The sequence below is a fragment of the Xanthomonas sp. DAR 35659 genome (assembly GCF_041242975.1).
GTDB lineage: Bacteria > Pseudomonadota > Gammaproteobacteria > Xanthomonadales > Xanthomonadaceae > Xanthomonas_A > Xanthomonas_A medicagonis.
Genome location: NZ_CP162488.1, coordinates 4695873 through 4710044, shown reverse-complemented (window position 1 = coordinate 4710044; position 14172 = coordinate 4695873). Strand labels below are relative to the sequence as shown.

The following is a 14172-nucleotide window of genomic DNA, read 5'->3' as shown; positions in this document are numbered from 1 at the left end:
GCCTATAGCTGGTAGCGACGCATCAGCGGAACGCCGATGTGCTCGGTCAACGCGCCGAGCGCGGCGATGGGCTGGCGCTGGCGCAATGGCAGGTGGCGCGCATCCACCGCGCTGTACTCGATCACCGGGGTGCCGCCGCGCTGGCGCTTGAAGCTGGCCGCGCCGGCGCTCTGGTTGAGCCGGCGGCCGTGGCGCAGCGCGTGTTCGAAGCCGCAGGCGGTGAGCGTGCGGTACAGCGCCAGCCGTTGCGGCTGTTGCAGGTCGTAGCCGACGATCGGCGCGGTCAGCGTGCGGCCGATGCCGAACAGGCCGGTGATGCAGACCAGTTCGCCGCTGCCATCGCGAAAGCCATCGAAGCGCAACAGCCCGGCGCGGTGCCAGGCGCGCAGGAATTCGGCGCGATACGCCGGGTTGCAGCGCGAGTACTTGTGCAGGTACAGCTGCGTGTACAACGCGGCGATGCGCGGGTAATCGGCCTCGCCGATGGCGTCGTTGCCGCAGCGCTGCAGGTCGGTGCGCGCGGTCAGCTTGAGGTCGCGGGCCAGGTCGCGGTGGCGCAGCAGCGCTGGCCAGTCGTCGTACAGATAGACCTGGCGGCTGCCGATCAGGGTGAAGCCCTGCGCCCGCAGCGCGTGCAGCCACTGCGGGGTGTCCACCGGATTCAACGAGCGGAACCACAGCGCGTGCCGCGGCCAGCGCGCGCGCGCGGCGTCCAGCAAGCCGCTCAGTCCTTCCGGCGGCAGCGGCGGGTACAGGTTGGTGGACAGCAGCCAGTTGTTGAGGGTGACCGCGCGGTCGATCCGCGCCCAGTCCAGCCACGCGCCGATGCCGCCGCACAGCCCGCGCAACGGCGCGGCCATGGCGCGCGGCAACAGCCGCGCGGCTTCCTCGGCGGCGTAGTCGGCATAGGTGGTGCGCGGCGAGCACACCCAGGCGTTGCCGGCGTGCGGTTCGCCGACCGTGACCGGCACCGCCAGCGTGCCGGCCTGCAGCAGTTCGATGCGCGCGTGGAGATTGGCGCCGATGTCCTGCGCGTCGCGGCCGGCGTGCAGCGCGGCGAAGCGCTGCGCCTGCACGGCATAGTCGGTCTGCGCATCGACGGTGTCGCTCATGGCGGCGGCAATGCCTCGCCGTCCCATTCGGTGTCGCGCGTGGACGCCTCGCGCAGCGAGCAGCGTTGCGCCAGCGCCAGCCGAGCGTGGCTGGCCAGGTCGCGCAGCGCGCCGGCCAGCGGACGCCGGTCGCCGCGCGGGGCCAGCACGTCGTCGGCACGCGCGTAGTCCGCGCGCCAGCGGCGCAACCGGCCATGGCGCAGCGCCGCCGGCAGGGCGACGCCGAGCATCAGCGGGCCCAGCATCGCCGCGCGCGTCGGCGCCGGGCTGACCAGCGCCGACGCATCGCGGCGGCTGCCGTCCAGCGCCGCGACCAGCGGATCGGCGGCGGCGAACAGGTGCAGGCCGCTGGTCGCGCGCGGATTGCATTCGATCACGCTGCAGCGGCCCTGCGCCGAGACGATCCAGTCGAAGGAGATCTGCCCGCTGAAGCCGAGCTTGCCGACCAGTTGCGCCGTGAAGCGTTCGATCTGCGGCGACGGCGCGGCCTCGAAGTAATAGCTGGAACTGCGCTGCAGCCGGTAGTGCGGTCGGTACACCGCATGCGCCAGCAGCACGCCGTCGCGCGCCACCGCGTACGAACAGCGTTCCTCGCCGGCGCAGTAGCGCTGTGCGACCCAGTCGCCCTGCTCGGGTAGCGCCGGCGCCGCGGCGGGCAGGCCGTGCGGATGCACCCGCACGTGCACGCCGAAGCGCGAGTACTCGGGTTTCAGCACCAGCGGCGCGTCGCCGGCCCAGGCGCGGGCCTGGGCGATGCTGCGCACCCGCACGCTGTCGGGCACGTCCACATCGGCGTCGAGCCCGCGCGCCAGTTCCAGGAAGCGCCATTTGCTGTGCAGCGCGCGCAGCGTGTCGAACTCGTCCACCAGCACGTCCAGTTGCGCCGGCAGGGCCTGCCGGTAGCGCGCCAGGTAGAACACTTCCTCGCAGGTCGGCAGCAGCAAGGCGATGCGATGGCGCGCGACCAGGGCGTTGAGGTCGGCGATGTAGGCCGACGGCGCGTAGCGCGCCGGCGCGATGCGGTGGCTGGCGGCGACCGCGCGCGACCAGCCGGAGATGCGGCAGGCGACGCTGTCGGCCAGGTGCACGCGCCAGCCCTGCGCGGCGAAGCGTCGCGCCAGGTCCAACGCCACCGGCGCCCGCGCACCGGTGATCAGGACGGCCGGCGCGCTAGCCATCGGCGGCGGCGGGTGCGGCCGGCCGCCATTGCCGGCAATGCGAGGGCACCATGCGCAGCGCCGGTTCGGCCTGGCGCAGTGCGTGCAGTCGGGCCAGCGTGTCGCGATAGACCCGATGCTCGCCGAGCAGGCGGGTGACCAGCGCCGGCGGCGGCGTGCCGTCGGCGATCGCGGCGCTGGACCAGGCCGCGTCGGCGACCAGGAACACCGGCCCGTGCGCGTCCTCGAACCACAGTCCGTAGTGGCCCGGCGCATGCCCGGGCAGCGGCACCAGCAGCACGCTGCCATCGCCGAACAGGTCGCGTGGCGTGCCGAACGCGCCCAGCGCCGCCGGCGCCGCGGCCGGCGGCAAGGCTTCGAACCAGTGCATGCGCGCCCGCGCGCCGCGCAGCAACGCCGGCAGGAAGCCTTCGCGCAGCGCGGCCAGGCGCCCGCGCCGCTGCAGATCGTCCCAGGCCTGTTGCGCGCAGGCGAGGCGCGCCTGCGGGAAGTCGGCCACGCCGCCGACATGGTCGCCGTGGAAATGCGACAGCACGATCCAGCCGATCGCCGCCGCGTCGATGCCGTCGTTGGCCAGTTGCTCGCGCAGCGATTGGCCGGGCGCCAGATGCACCGGCGTCAGCACCCGGTACAGGCGTTCGGGAAAGCGCGCAGTGGCGTCGAGGAAATGCCGCGAATAGCCGGTGTCGAACAACAGGTTGCCGTGCAGCGGGTGCTGCAGCAGCGCCGCCAGTGCCGGGAACGGGCATGGCGCCAGCGGCGCGCCGCGGCGCGTGGCGCGCTCGGGATGCGTGCAGTGGCCGGCTTCGTACAGCTTCCAGCGCAGTGTCGGCACGCTCATGTGTGCGCTCGCTGGCGCTGCCGATGCACAGAGCCGTGCGCGCGGCGCCTGCATATGCGCGCAAGTGCGACGAATGCGGTGCGCAGGGATGCAGACATCGTTGCGCGCGACGCGGCGCGCGGCCGTGCGCGCGCAGCGCCATCGCCGGCAGGCGGCAACGATCTCATTGGCGCGCCAGGGCCGCCAGCCCGGCCGCGGTGGACAGCACCGGCGCGTAGCCGAGTTCGCGCCGGGCGCGGCCGATGTCCAGCGTCTGCGAGTAGCCGAGCACGCCGATGCCATAGCGGCTCAGGCGCGGCTCCGGTTGCCCGCGCCGGCGCAAGGCGATCTGCTCGCCGACCGTGGCCAGCGCCAGCGCCACCGCGCGCGGCACCGGGACCAGGCGCACGCGCAGGCGCAACACCGCGAACAGTTGGGTGAGCAGGTCGCGCACCGCGATCGGCGCGCCGTTGCTGATGTTGTAGGCGCGGCCGTCGCCGAGGTGTTCGGCGCGCAGCGCGGCCAGCGCCGCGGCCACCGCGTTCTCCACGCAGCACACGTCGATCATGGCGCGGCCGCCGTGGACCAGCGGGAACCAGCCGCGCTGCGCCACCGCCAGCAGCCGCGGCACGATCGCGTTGTCGCCGTGGCCGAACACCGCGCGCGGGCGCAGCACCAGCGCCGGCAGCCCGGCCGCGGCGGCGGCGCGCACCTTTTCCTCCGCTTCCCACTTGGTCCGCGGATAGCCGCCGATCCAGCGCGCCGGCGGGGTGAAGTCCTCGCCCACGTCGTACTGGTCGGCGAAACGGAAATAGATGCTGGGCGAGCTGAAGTACACGAAGCGGCGCAGTCGCGCGCGCTGCGCGGCGGCGAGCAGGCGCTCGGTGGCGACCACGTTGGCCTGGCGGAACAGCTCGGCGCTGGCCCACGGCGCCGACAGCGCGGCGCAATGGATCACCGCGTCGCAGCCATGCAGCAGCGGCGCCAGGTCGTCGCGGCACAGCTCGGCGCGGGCCACGTCGATGCGCGGGTCGCCGGCGAAGGCGGCCAGGGCGGCGGCGTTGCGGCCGCTGGCGCGGACCAGCACGCCCTCGGCGGCCAGGGCGCGGACGACATGCGCGCCGATGAAACCGGAGGCGCCGGTGACCAGGACGCGCGCCATGTCAGTAGCGCAGCACCGCGCCGCCGAACGCCAGCCCGGCGCCGGAGCCGACCAGCGCGATCAGGTCGCCGCGCACGATGCGACCGCCGCTGATGGCCTGGTGCAGCGCGCCCGGAATCGAGGCGGCCATCTGGTTGCCGCGCGTGCCGATCACGTTGACCAGGGTGTCCGGCGCCAGTCGCAGCGCGACCTGCAGATGCCGCAGCGCCTTGGCGCTGGCCTGGTGCGGCACGATCCGCTGCACCTGCGCCAGTTCGACCCCGGCCTTGTCCAGCAGCCGCTGCAGGAACCCCGGCAACTTCGCCGCGGCGAGCCGGTAGGTGGCGCGACCGTTCATTTCGAACAGCGAGCCGGCGCGCAACGCGTCGATGCCGTGCTCCAGGCGCAGGCGCGTGCCGCCGGCGCGCACGCGGCAATGCTCGATGCCTTCGGAATAGGTTTCCAGGTGCGCGGCCAGCAGTCGCGATCCGCTGTCGCCGTCGTCGGCGGCCAGCACCACCGCCGCGGCGCCGTCGCCGAACAGCGGCGCGGTGTCCAGGTCCTCGCCGTTGAGGCCGACGCTGGCGATCTCACTGGACACGATCAGCACGCGCCGGTAGCGGCCGGCGGCGATCGCGCAGGCGGCCAGGTCCAGCGCGGCGACGAAGCTCAGGCAGGTGGCGTTGACGTCGAATGCGGTCAGTCCGCTGCCCTGCAGGCCGAGCCGCGCATGCAGCAGCGCGGCGCTGCACGGGATCGCCTGTTCCATCAGGCTGCAGGCGGAGATCACGCAGTCCATGTCCGACGGCTGCAGGTGCGCCGCCGCCAGCGCCGCGCGCGCGGCGCGTTCGCCCATCAGCGTGGCCGGTTCGTCGGCGCCGGCATAGTGGCGCACGGCGACGCCGGCGTGGCGCTGGGTCCAGCCGGCGGGCTTGCCCCAGCGCCGGTCGAAGCTGTCCGAGGTCACCTGCCGGGCCGGAAGGTATTCACCGGTGCCGAGGATGCGCACCGCGATGGGCCTGCTGGGTTCGACGGTCATGCAAAAGCTCGCGCAAGGGGGCCGCAGCGTACTGCCAGCGGATCGGCGCCGGCAACTGCGCGCGGGACGATCGCGCCGTCGCCTGGCGCTGGAGATCGCATGCAGTCCTCAGCCGCGCAACGACTTGGCGAAATATTTGGGCACTTCGACGAAGCCTTCCCGCCGATAGAAGGCGTGCGCCCGTTCGCGGCGGCGATGGCAGTGCACCTCCAGGCGGTCGCAGCCGCGCTGCCGCGCCAAGGCCTCGCCTTGCGCCAGCAAGCGCTGCCCCACGCCGGCGCCGCGTGCGCGATCGTCCACGCAGAAGTAGCTGATGCGACCGATGTCGCCGGCCAACGCCAGCTGCGGCAGAAAATGCAGCGACAGCACACCCACGACGTCGTCTCCTGAGGCCGCCACCAGCAAGGCGGCGTCCGGATGCGCCAGCAGCTGCGCCAGGCGCGTCTCGATGAAGGCCTCGGTGCCCGGATAGTCCAGCGCCGCCATCAACGCCGCAATGGCGTGCCGGTCCGCCATCACCGCGTTCCTGATCTCCAGCTTGCCGTTCTCGTTCATGTGCTGATAGTAGAAAGCGCCCGAGCCTGTAGGGGTGTGGACGGCGCGCCTAACGGCCGCGGCGCTGCCCGTACCAGAAATCGAGCGCGTCGCGCGAGCGCAGCATGCCGCGGCCGCGGCGCAGCAACCGCAGCAGCAGGCGCAGGTGTTCGCGCTTGCTGAAGCTGCGCAGCTTGCGGTCGGAGGTGTGCACCGGTTCGCGCAGGATCACGAAACGCCCGCGCCGGGCCAGCGCGCGGCTCAGCGCCACGTCCTCGCCGGCGTAGTAGCGTTCGTCGAAACCGCCGACCGCATCGAATGCGGCGCGGGTGCAGAACAGGAAGCAGCCCGGGGCGATGCCGGTGCGGCGGAACAGCCAGCCGAACAGGGTCTGCGCCGCGCGTTCGTGCCAGGCGACCTCGCCGAGCAACTGCACCTGGGCGCCGCCGCCGACCGCGCCGGTGTGCAGCGCGCGCAGCGCCGCCGCCAGCAGCGGCGTGTTGACGCGGGTGTCGGCATCGACGAACAGCAGGTAGCGGCCGCGGCTGGCGGCGGCGCCGGCATTGCGCGTGGCGGCGATATGGCGCAGTTGCAGTTCCAGCACCTGCGCGCCGTGGCGGCGCGCGATCTGCGCGGTGGCGTCGCCGCAGGCGTCGGCCACGACGATGGTCTCGCACTCCAGGTGCAACGCCTGCGCGGCGATGTGCAACGACGCCAGGGTATCGCCGATCAGGGCGGCTTCGTCGTGGGCGGGAACGATGAACGAGATCACGTCCGGCATCATGCGATGCCGGCGCGGCGCGGGCAAATCGGCCCGCGCCGCGTGCCGGCCGGCCGCGGGCGCGGCGCGGCCGGACCGACGCAGCGGGTCAGCGCTGCAGCGTCGCCATCATCGCCGGCGGGTAGCGGGTGCCGGCGGCCGCATCCACCGGGAAGATCGCGTCGATCTGCGCCAGGTCCTCGGCGCTCAGCGTCACCTGCAGCGCGCCCAGGTTCTCTTCCAGGTAGGCCAGGCGCTTGGTGCCCGGGATCGGCACCAGGTCCTCGCCCTGCGCCAGCACCCAGGCCAGCGCCAACTGCCCCGGGGTCACGCCCTTGGCCTGGGCCAGCGTGCGCACCTGTTCCACCAGCTGCAGGTTGCGGGCGAAGTTCTCGCCCTGGAAGCGCGGCGAATGGCGGCGGTAGTCGTCGGCCTCGAAGTCCTCCGGCGAGCGGATCGCCCCGGTCAGGAAGCCGCGGCCCAGCGGCGAGTAGGGCACGAAGCCGATGCCCAGTTCGCGCACCGTGTCCAGCACCTGGTCGCTCTCCGGATCGCGCGACCACAGCGAGTATTCGCTCTGCAGCGCGGTGATCGGGTGCACCGCATGCGCGCGGCGGATAGTGGCCGCGGCGGCCTCGGACAGGCCCAGGAAGCGCACCTTGCCCTGTTCGACCAGCCGCGCCATCGCCCCGACCGTGTCCTCGATCGGCACGTTCGGGTCCACCCGGTGCTGGTAGTACAGGTCGATATGGTCCACGCCCAGGCGTTGCAGGCTGCCCTCGCAGGCGGCCTGCACGTACTCGGGGCGGCCGTCGACGCCACGCACGTTGGGATCGTTGGGATCGAGCTTGATGCCGAACTTGGTGGCCAGGAACGCCTGGTCGCGGCGCCCGGCCAGCGCCTTGCCGACCAGCACTTCGTTGGTGTGCGGGCCGTACATGTCGGCGGTGTCGATCAGGGTGACGCCGTGGTCGAGCGCGGCATGGATCACCGCGATCGAGGCCGCGTCGTCGTTGCGGCCGCCGTAGAACGCGCTCATGCCCATGCAGCCGAGGCCGAGGGCGGACACGCGGGGGCCGTTGCGGCCGAGAGTGCGGGTTTGCATCGGGGAACTCCTGTTGGAAAGCGGGAAGCGACGGGGAAGAAACGAGGCGCGGGGACGTTGTGGTCGCGGGGAACGGAGGATGCGAGCGTGGCGCGGCGAGGCGTTATCGCGATCGCGCAGGATCCTTGTCCGATCCTGCAAACGCGTCGCCGCGCCGCGATCCGCGCAGGCCCCGACCCTGCCATGGCCGGTGTTTGCGCAAGGTCAGCGAAGCGTTCGGTCACGCCTCGGCGGCGCGGTTCACGGCGCCGGCGTGCGCGAGCGCAGGCGCGTGCCGCCGGAGACCAGTTGCCGCGGCATCGGCAGGCGCACGAACGCGTGCGGGAACGGATGCGCCACCGCGCTGACCGCGTCCAGCCGCTGCAACTGCTGCGCGTCCAGTTGCAGCTCCAGCGCGCCCAGGTTGTCGTCCAACTGCGCCAGGGTGCGCGCGCCGACGATCGGAATCGCGCCGGCGCCCGGCCGCTGCAGCAGCCAGGCCAGCGCCACCTGTGCCGGCGAACGGCCGAGCTCCGTAGCGACCTGCTTGACCACCTCGGCGATGTCCAGCGCGCGCTCGGTCAGCATTTCGTGCGCATACGCCGCATCGCCGCGTTCGGCACTGGCCTGGCCGTCCGCGGCGCGGCGCTGCACCGCGGCCAGGTCCTGGCGGCTGTACTTGCCGGTCAGGATGCCCATGGTCAGCGGCGACCAGGCCAGCACCGCGAGCCCGAGCGCCTCGGCCATCGGCACCAGTTCGGCCTCGACCGTGCGTTGCGCCAGGCTGTATTCGATCTGCAAGGCCACCAGCGGCGACCAGCCGCGCAGGTCGGCCAGGGTCTGCATCCGCGCCACCTGCCAGGCCGGCGTGTCGGAGATGCCGGCATAGACGATCTTGCCGGCGCGGACCAGGTCGTCGAAGCCGCGCATCACTTCCTCCACCGGCGTGGTGTCGTCCCAGATGTGCAGGTACAGCAGGTCCAGGTAGTCGGTGCGCAGCCGCTTCAGGCTGGACTCCACCGACTGCAGCAGGTTCTTGCGGTGGTTGCCGCCGCCGTTGGGATCGCCGGGGAAGGGGTTGAGAGTGTACTTGCTGGCGATCACCAGGCGGTCGCGGCGGCCCTCGGCGAACTTGCCGAGCAGGGTCTCGGAGCTGCCGTTGGTGTAGGTGTTGGCGGTGTCGATGAAGTTGCCGCCGTGGTCGACGTAGCGCGCGAACAGGCGGCCGGCTTCGGCGTCGTCGGCGCCCCAGCCCCAGTCGTTGCCGAAGGTCATCGTGCCCAGCGAGATGGGGCTGACACGCAGGCCGGAGCGGCCGAGCAGGCGGTAGTGATCGAGCGACATGAGGGGACTTCCTGGCAAGCGGATGGAACCGCGGGACGGGCAGGATGCGCCGCCCGATCAGGCGGATAAACTGGCATAGTCCGCATCTTCCTTGAAGTTGAGCTTCACAATGGTCGCCAACCCCCTGCCTGCCGTGGTCGCCTTCGCCCGGGTCGCCCACCACGCCAGCTTCACCCGCGCCGCCGACGAACTCGGCGTCTCGGCCTCGGCCCTGTCGCAGACGGTGCGCGCGCTGGAAGCGCAACTGGGCGTGCGCCTGCTGCACCGGACCACGCGCCGGGTGGCGCTGAGCGAACACGGCGCACGCTTCCTGGAACGGGTGACACCCGGGCTGGCGCAGATCGAGGCGGCGTTCCTGGACCTGGACGCGGTGCGCGACCGTCCGGCCGGGCATCTGCGCATCACCCTGCCGCGGGTCGCCGCGGATCAACTGGTGATGCCATGGCTGCCGTCGTTCCTGGCGCGCTATCCGCAGATCGAAGTGGAACTGTGCGTGGATCCGGCGCTGGTGGACGTGGTGGCCGAGGGCTTCGATGCCGGCATCCGCCTGGGCGAATGCCTGGCGCGCGACATGATCGCGGTGCCGCTGGGGCCGATGCAGCGCCAGGTGATCTGCGCGGCACCGGACTATTTCCGGCGCCATCCGCCGCCGCAGACGCCGGCCGACCTGGTCGAGCACGACTGCATCGTGCATCGCATGAGCAATGGCCGGCGCATGGCCTGGGAATTCACCCGCGATGGCCGCGATTTCGAAGTGGAGGTGACCGGCACCCTGGTGTTCAACGACAGCGGGCTGACCCATGCCGCGGCGCTGGCAGGGCTGGGCCTGGCGCAGGGCTTCGAATCGGTGGTCGCCGCCGACGTCGCCGCCGGCCGCTTGCTGCGCGTGCTCGACGACTGGCAGCAGCCCTTCGCGGGCTTCTACCTGTACTACCCGGCGCGCGAACACCTGGCGCCGAAACTGCGCGTGTTCATCGACCATCTGCGCGCGGCGAACGCGGCGGCGGAGTCGCCGCCGCGATGATCGGCCGATCCCGGCGCTGCCGCGCGGGGGGGCGGGGAACGGCCGTCGCCACCGTGGCGGTGGCGACGGCGCTACTGGGCTCAGCCCTTCAGCTTGGCCGCGTATTCGGCCACGCGCTTGCCGAGCAGGCGCGCGGTTTCCAGGTCGCCGGCACGCGGCGCTTCGTCCGGCGACGCATCCGACGGCGAGATCGCCAGCGCGCCGGCGAAACCGGCGGTCCAGTTCACGTCGGCCGGGCCGTGCGCCTTGGTGTTGGCCGGCGGCAGGCCGGTGCCGATCCAGATCTGGCCGTGCTGCTGCGACAGGGTCCAGAAGTATTCGATGGTGGAGAACTTGTCGCCATTGACCGACGCGGAGTTGGTGAAGCCGGCGGCGACCTTGTCCTTCCAGGCCTGCGCGAACCACGGCTTGGAACTGGCGTCGGCGAACTTCTTGAACTGCCAGGCCGGGCCGCCCATGTAGGTCGGGCTGCCGTAGATGATCGCATCGGCCTGGCCGATGGCGTCCCAGGCGTCTTCGGGCAGATTGCCGTCCTCGTCGATGCGGTACAGCGTGGCCTCGCCGACGCTGGCGGCGCCGGCGTGCACCGCCTCGGCCTGCTTGACGGTATGGCCGTAGCCGCTGAAGTAGACGATCGCGATCTTGCTCATGGGCGAACTCCTGGAATCGAATGAAGGGAGGGGGGAAGCGCGGGCATTGTGCGCATGCGCCGCCGCTCCGATCAGCGCCACGCGCAGGATGTTGTGTCCGACCGGCGCTGCGGCGGCCGGGCGACGTTCCTCAGGGGGCCGCGTCGCCCCGCATCTCGCGCTCGATGCCGACTTCGACCAGGTAGTCGATGAAGCTGCGCACCTTCGGCGCCAGGTGGCTGCGGTTGGCATAGACCGCGTAGACGCCGATCGGGGCGAGTTGGTGGTCGGGCAGCACGCGCACCAGGCGCCCGTCCTCCAGTTCCTTCTCCGCGATGAAGTCCGGCTGCAGGACGATGCCCATGCCGGCGACGGCGGCCTCGCGCAGCACGTCGCCGCTGTTGGCGCGCAACCCGCCCTGGATGCGCACCCGGGTCTCGCCGTCGGGACCTTGCAGGGCGAGTTCGTCGCCCAGCGGCGAATAGCTGTAGTTCAGGAATTCGTGCCCGGCAATGTCGGCGGCCAGGCGCGGCGTGCCGGCGCGTTCCAGGTAGGCCGGCGCCGCGCACAGATACGCCTGCACCTCGCCGAGCTTGCGCGCGATCAGGGTCGGGGTGACCTGGCGGGTGATGCGGATCGCCATGTCGTAGCCTTCCTCGACGATGTCCACCAGCCGGTCCGACAGCGACAGGTCCAGCGCCACCTGCGGATGGCGTGCCCGGTAGCCGGCCAGGCGCGGTCCCAGCCGGGCGATGGCGAAGCTGAAGGGGGCGTTGATGCGCAGGGTGCCCGAGGGCGTCAGCGCCTGTTCGCCGACCGCCGCCTCCATGTCGTCGAACTCGGCCAGCAGCACCTGGCAGCGCTGGTAGTAGGCGGTGCCGACGCTGCTCGGGCTGACCCGGCGGGTGGTGCGGTTGAGCAGGCGCAGGCCGAGCCGCTTTTCCAGCCACGCCACTTGCCGGGTGACGCTGGCGGTGGACATGCCCAGCGCCTCGGCGGCGGCGTTGAAGCCGTTGCGATCGACCACGGTGACGAACACACGCATCGCGTCCAGCGTATCCATTGTTGCTGTTCCTGAAACAGATATCCGGGCCGAGCGTAATTTATCTCCCCTGCTGTCGGGAATACCCTGTGCTCCTGGTGCCGATGCCGCGCCGCGCGGCACCCGCGGGCGCCGCCCGCAACGGCCTGTCATGCCTTGCCGCGGCGGGCGCGTCGCGATTGCCGCATCCTCTGGAGATCCGTCATGTCCCGTCTGCCGTCGCTGTATATCTCGCATGGTTCGCCGATGACCGCGCTGCATCCGGGGCAGGTCGGCCTGCGCCTGGCCGAGCTGGCGCGGACGCTGCCGCGGCCGCGCGCGATCGTGGTCGCCTCGGCGCACTGGCTGGGGCGGCGGCCGCTGATCGGCGCGGCGGCGCAGCCGCCGACCATCCACGACTTCGGCGGTTTCCCGCGCGAACTGCACGCGATGGAGTACCCGGCGCCGGGCGCGCCGGCGCTGGCGCAGGAGATCGCGCAACGGCTCGAACGCGCCGGTCTGCAGCCGTACGTGGACGAGCGCCGCGGCCTCGACCATGGCGTGTGGGTGCCGCTGTCGCTGCTGTATCCGCAGGCCGACATCCCGGTGGTGCCGCTGTCGATCCAGCCCGAGCTGGGGCCGGCGCACCAACTGGCGGTCGGCCGCGCGCTGGCGCCGCTGCGCGCGCAGGGCGTGCTGCTGGTCGGGTCGGGCAGCATCACCCACAACCTGCACGATTTCGGCCGCTACGCCGACGGCAAGGACGCGCCCTACGTGCGCCCGTTCATCGACTGGGTGGAGCAGGCCTTGCTGCGCGAGGACGTGCCGGCCTTGCTCGACTATCGCCGCCAGGCGCCCTTCGCCGAACGCGCGCATCCCACCGACGAGCACTGGCAGCCGATCTACTTCGCGATGGGCGCGGCCGGCGCGGATGGACTCGGCGCGCAGCGCATCGATGCCGGCATCGATGCCGGGCTGCTGGCGATGGACATCTACCGCTTCGACGGCGCCGCAGCGCGCGCGGCGGCCTGAACGCCGCCGGTCCTGTCGGGTCGAACTGAGCGGTTCATGGCGGTGAAGGCCATCGCTGCTCCGCGTCTCACCGTTTGAGACGCGGAGCCGGCACCGTCGGCGGGTGAATACCCTCGAAAAGCTCGCCGTGCTCGCCGACGCGGCCAAGTACGACGCGTCCTGCGCCTCCAGCGGCGCCGGCAAGCGCGATTCGCTGCGCAGCGGCGGCATCGGCAGTACCGAGGGCATGGGCATCTGCCATTCGTACACGCCGGACGGGCGTTGCGTGTCGCTGCTGAAGATCCTGTTGACCAACTTCTGCGTGTTCGACTGCGCCTACTGCGTCAACCGCGTGTCCAGCAACGTGCGCCGCGCGCGCTTCACGCCGGCGGAAGTGGTCAAGCTGACCCTGGATTTCTACAAGCGCAACTACATCGAAGGGTTGTTCCTCTCCAGCGGCATCATCCGCAACAGCGACTACACCATGGAGCAACTGGTGGAAGTGGCGCGGCTGTTGCGCGAGGAGCACCGCTTCGCCGGCTATATCCACCTCAAGACCATTCCCGACGCGGCGCCGGAACTGCTCGCCGCCGCCGGCCGCTACGCCGACCGGCTCAGCATCAACGTGGAGTTGCCGACCGAGCGCGGCCTGGCGCAACTGGCGCCGGAGAAGAACGTCGGCGGCATCCGCGCGGCGATGGGCGAGCTGCGCTGGCGCATCGAGGAAGGCAAGGAGGCGCGCAAGGCCGAGACCCGGGTGCGCGCCAAGCCGCCGCGCTTCGCCCCGGCCGGGCAGAGCACGCAGATGATCGTCGGCGCCGATGGCGCCGACGACCGCGCGATCCTGCACACCAGCCACAATCTGTATGGCAACTACCGCCTGCGCCGCGTCTACTACTCCGCGTTCAGTCCGATTCCCGACGCCTCGGCCAAGCTGCCGCTGCTGGCGCCGCCATTGCAGCGCGAACACCGCCTGTACCAGGCCGACTGGCTGCTGCGCTTCTACGAGTTCTCGGTGGAGGAGATCGCCCCGCCGACCACCAGCGGCATGCTCGATCTCGATGTGGACCCCAAGCTGGCCTGGGCGCTGCGCAACCCCGAGCGCTTCCCGGTGGATCTCAACACCGCCGCGCGCGAGTTGCTGCTGCGGGTGCCGGGGCTGGGCACGGGCAATGTCGAACGGTTGCTGTTGGCGCGCCGGCACGCGCGGCTGCGGGTCGGCGACCTGGCGCGGTTGCGGGTGCCGCTGAAGAAGCTGCTGCCGTTCGTCAGCGTGCTCGACCATCATCCGCGGCGGCGGCTGGACGATCCGCAGCGGCTGCGCGCGCAGTTGGCACCGGCGCCGCGCCAGGGGGGATTGTTTGACTGAGCGCGGGTGGAGGCGGTGGCTTGCGGCCGCTCGTGCCGGCGCGACGGCCGGCGCATGCGATGGCGCCGGCGGGCGCTGCGCATGGCATGCGCGGCGGCGAGGGCGG

General features: G+C 71.9%; 14 protein-coding genes. 3 read left to right on the top strand and 11 right to left on the bottom strand.

The window, feature by feature from the left end:
- Positions 1–2: 2 nt before the first annotated feature.
- The 9 genes from AB3X07_RS19955 to AB3X07_RS19915 form a co-directional block, all read right to left on the bottom strand.
- Positions 3–1112 (bottom strand): hypothetical protein, encoded by a 1110-nt coding sequence (locus AB3X07_RS19955; RefSeq protein ID WP_369940577.1) that lies wholly within the window; start codon positions 1110–1112, stop codon positions 3–5.
- On the bottom strand, positions 1109–2290 hold the full coding sequence (locus AB3X07_RS19950; RefSeq protein WP_369940576.1) for an ATP-grasp domain-containing protein: 1182 nt from the start codon (positions 2288–2290) through the stop codon (positions 1109–1111). The genes AB3X07_RS19955 and AB3X07_RS19950 overlap by 4 nt, the downstream gene beginning before the upstream one ends.
- Positions 2283–3131: an MBL fold metallo-hydrolase gene (locus AB3X07_RS19945; protein ID WP_369940575.1), complete on the bottom strand. Its 849-nt coding sequence runs from the start codon at positions 3129–3131 to the stop codon at positions 2283–2285. The genes AB3X07_RS19950 and AB3X07_RS19945 overlap by 8 nt, the downstream gene beginning before the upstream one ends.
- A 163-nt stretch (positions 3132–3294) precedes the next feature.
- Positions 3295–4272, bottom strand: a complete 978-nt coding sequence (locus AB3X07_RS19940) for an NAD-dependent epimerase/dehydratase family protein (protein WP_369940573.1) — start codon at positions 4270–4272, stop codon at positions 3295–3297.
- Position 4273: 1 nt separating this feature from the next.
- Positions 4274–5290: a 3-oxoacyl-[acyl-carrier-protein] synthase III C-terminal domain-containing protein gene (locus AB3X07_RS19935; RefSeq protein WP_369940572.1), complete on the bottom strand. Its 1017-nt coding sequence runs from the start codon at positions 5288–5290 to the stop codon at positions 4274–4276.
- 108 nt (positions 5291–5398) lie between these two features.
- On the bottom strand, positions 5399–5845 hold the full coding sequence (locus AB3X07_RS19930) for a GNAT family N-acetyltransferase (RefSeq protein ID WP_369940571.1): 447 nt from the start codon (positions 5843–5845) through the stop codon (positions 5399–5401).
- 49 nt (positions 5846–5894) lie between these two features.
- Positions 5895–6596, bottom strand: coding sequence for a glycosyltransferase (locus AB3X07_RS19925; protein ID WP_369940568.1), 702 nt, complete (start codon positions 6594–6596; stop codon positions 5895–5897).
- 97 nt (positions 6597–6693) lie between these two features.
- Positions 6694–7689, bottom strand: a complete 996-nt coding sequence (locus tag AB3X07_RS19920) for an aldo/keto reductase (RefSeq protein ID WP_369940567.1) — start codon at positions 7687–7689, stop codon at positions 6694–6696.
- Between the two features lie 240 nt (positions 7690–7929).
- Positions 7930–9012, bottom strand: coding sequence for an aldo/keto reductase (locus AB3X07_RS19915; RefSeq protein WP_369940566.1), 1083 nt, complete (start codon positions 9010–9012; stop codon positions 7930–7932).
- A gap of 109 nt (positions 9013–9121) precedes the next feature.
- On the opposite strand from AB3X07_RS19915, the gene AB3X07_RS19910 reads away from it, so the two are divergent.
- Positions 9122–10036 carry a LysR family transcriptional regulator gene (locus AB3X07_RS19910; protein ID WP_369940564.1) on the top strand — a complete coding sequence of 305 codons (915 nt, stop codon included), beginning with the start codon at positions 9122–9124 and terminating at the stop codon, positions 10034–10036.
- An 80-nt stretch (positions 10037–10116) separates the two neighbouring features.
- Here the strand turns inward: AB3X07_RS19910 and AB3X07_RS19905 are convergent, their stop codons facing one another.
- The gene (locus AB3X07_RS19905; protein WP_369940562.1) at positions 10117–10686 is read right to left on the bottom strand and encodes a flavodoxin family protein; all 570 of its coding nucleotides are present in this window, start codon (positions 10684–10686) and stop codon (positions 10117–10119) included.
- Positions 10687–10816: 130 nt separating this feature from the next.
- The gene (locus tag AB3X07_RS19900; RefSeq protein WP_369940559.1) at positions 10817–11728 is read right to left on the bottom strand and encodes a LysR family transcriptional regulator; all 912 of its coding nucleotides are present in this window, start codon (positions 11726–11728) and stop codon (positions 10817–10819) included.
- Between the two features lie 183 nt (positions 11729–11911).
- On the opposite strand from AB3X07_RS19900, the gene AB3X07_RS19895 reads away from it, so the two are divergent.
- Both AB3X07_RS19895 and AB3X07_RS19890 read left to right on the top strand, forming a co-directional pair.
- The gene (locus tag AB3X07_RS19895) at positions 11912–12718 is read left to right on the top strand and encodes a DODA-type extradiol aromatic ring-opening family dioxygenase (protein WP_369940558.1); all 807 of its coding nucleotides are present in this window, start codon (positions 11912–11914) and stop codon (positions 12716–12718) included.
- A 103-nt stretch (positions 12719–12821) separates the two neighbouring features.
- Positions 12822–14066: a putative DNA modification/repair radical SAM protein gene (locus AB3X07_RS19890; RefSeq protein ID WP_369940556.1), complete on the top strand. Its 1245-nt coding sequence runs from the start codon at positions 12822–12824 to the stop codon at positions 14064–14066.
- Positions 14067–14172 lie beyond the last annotated feature (106 nt).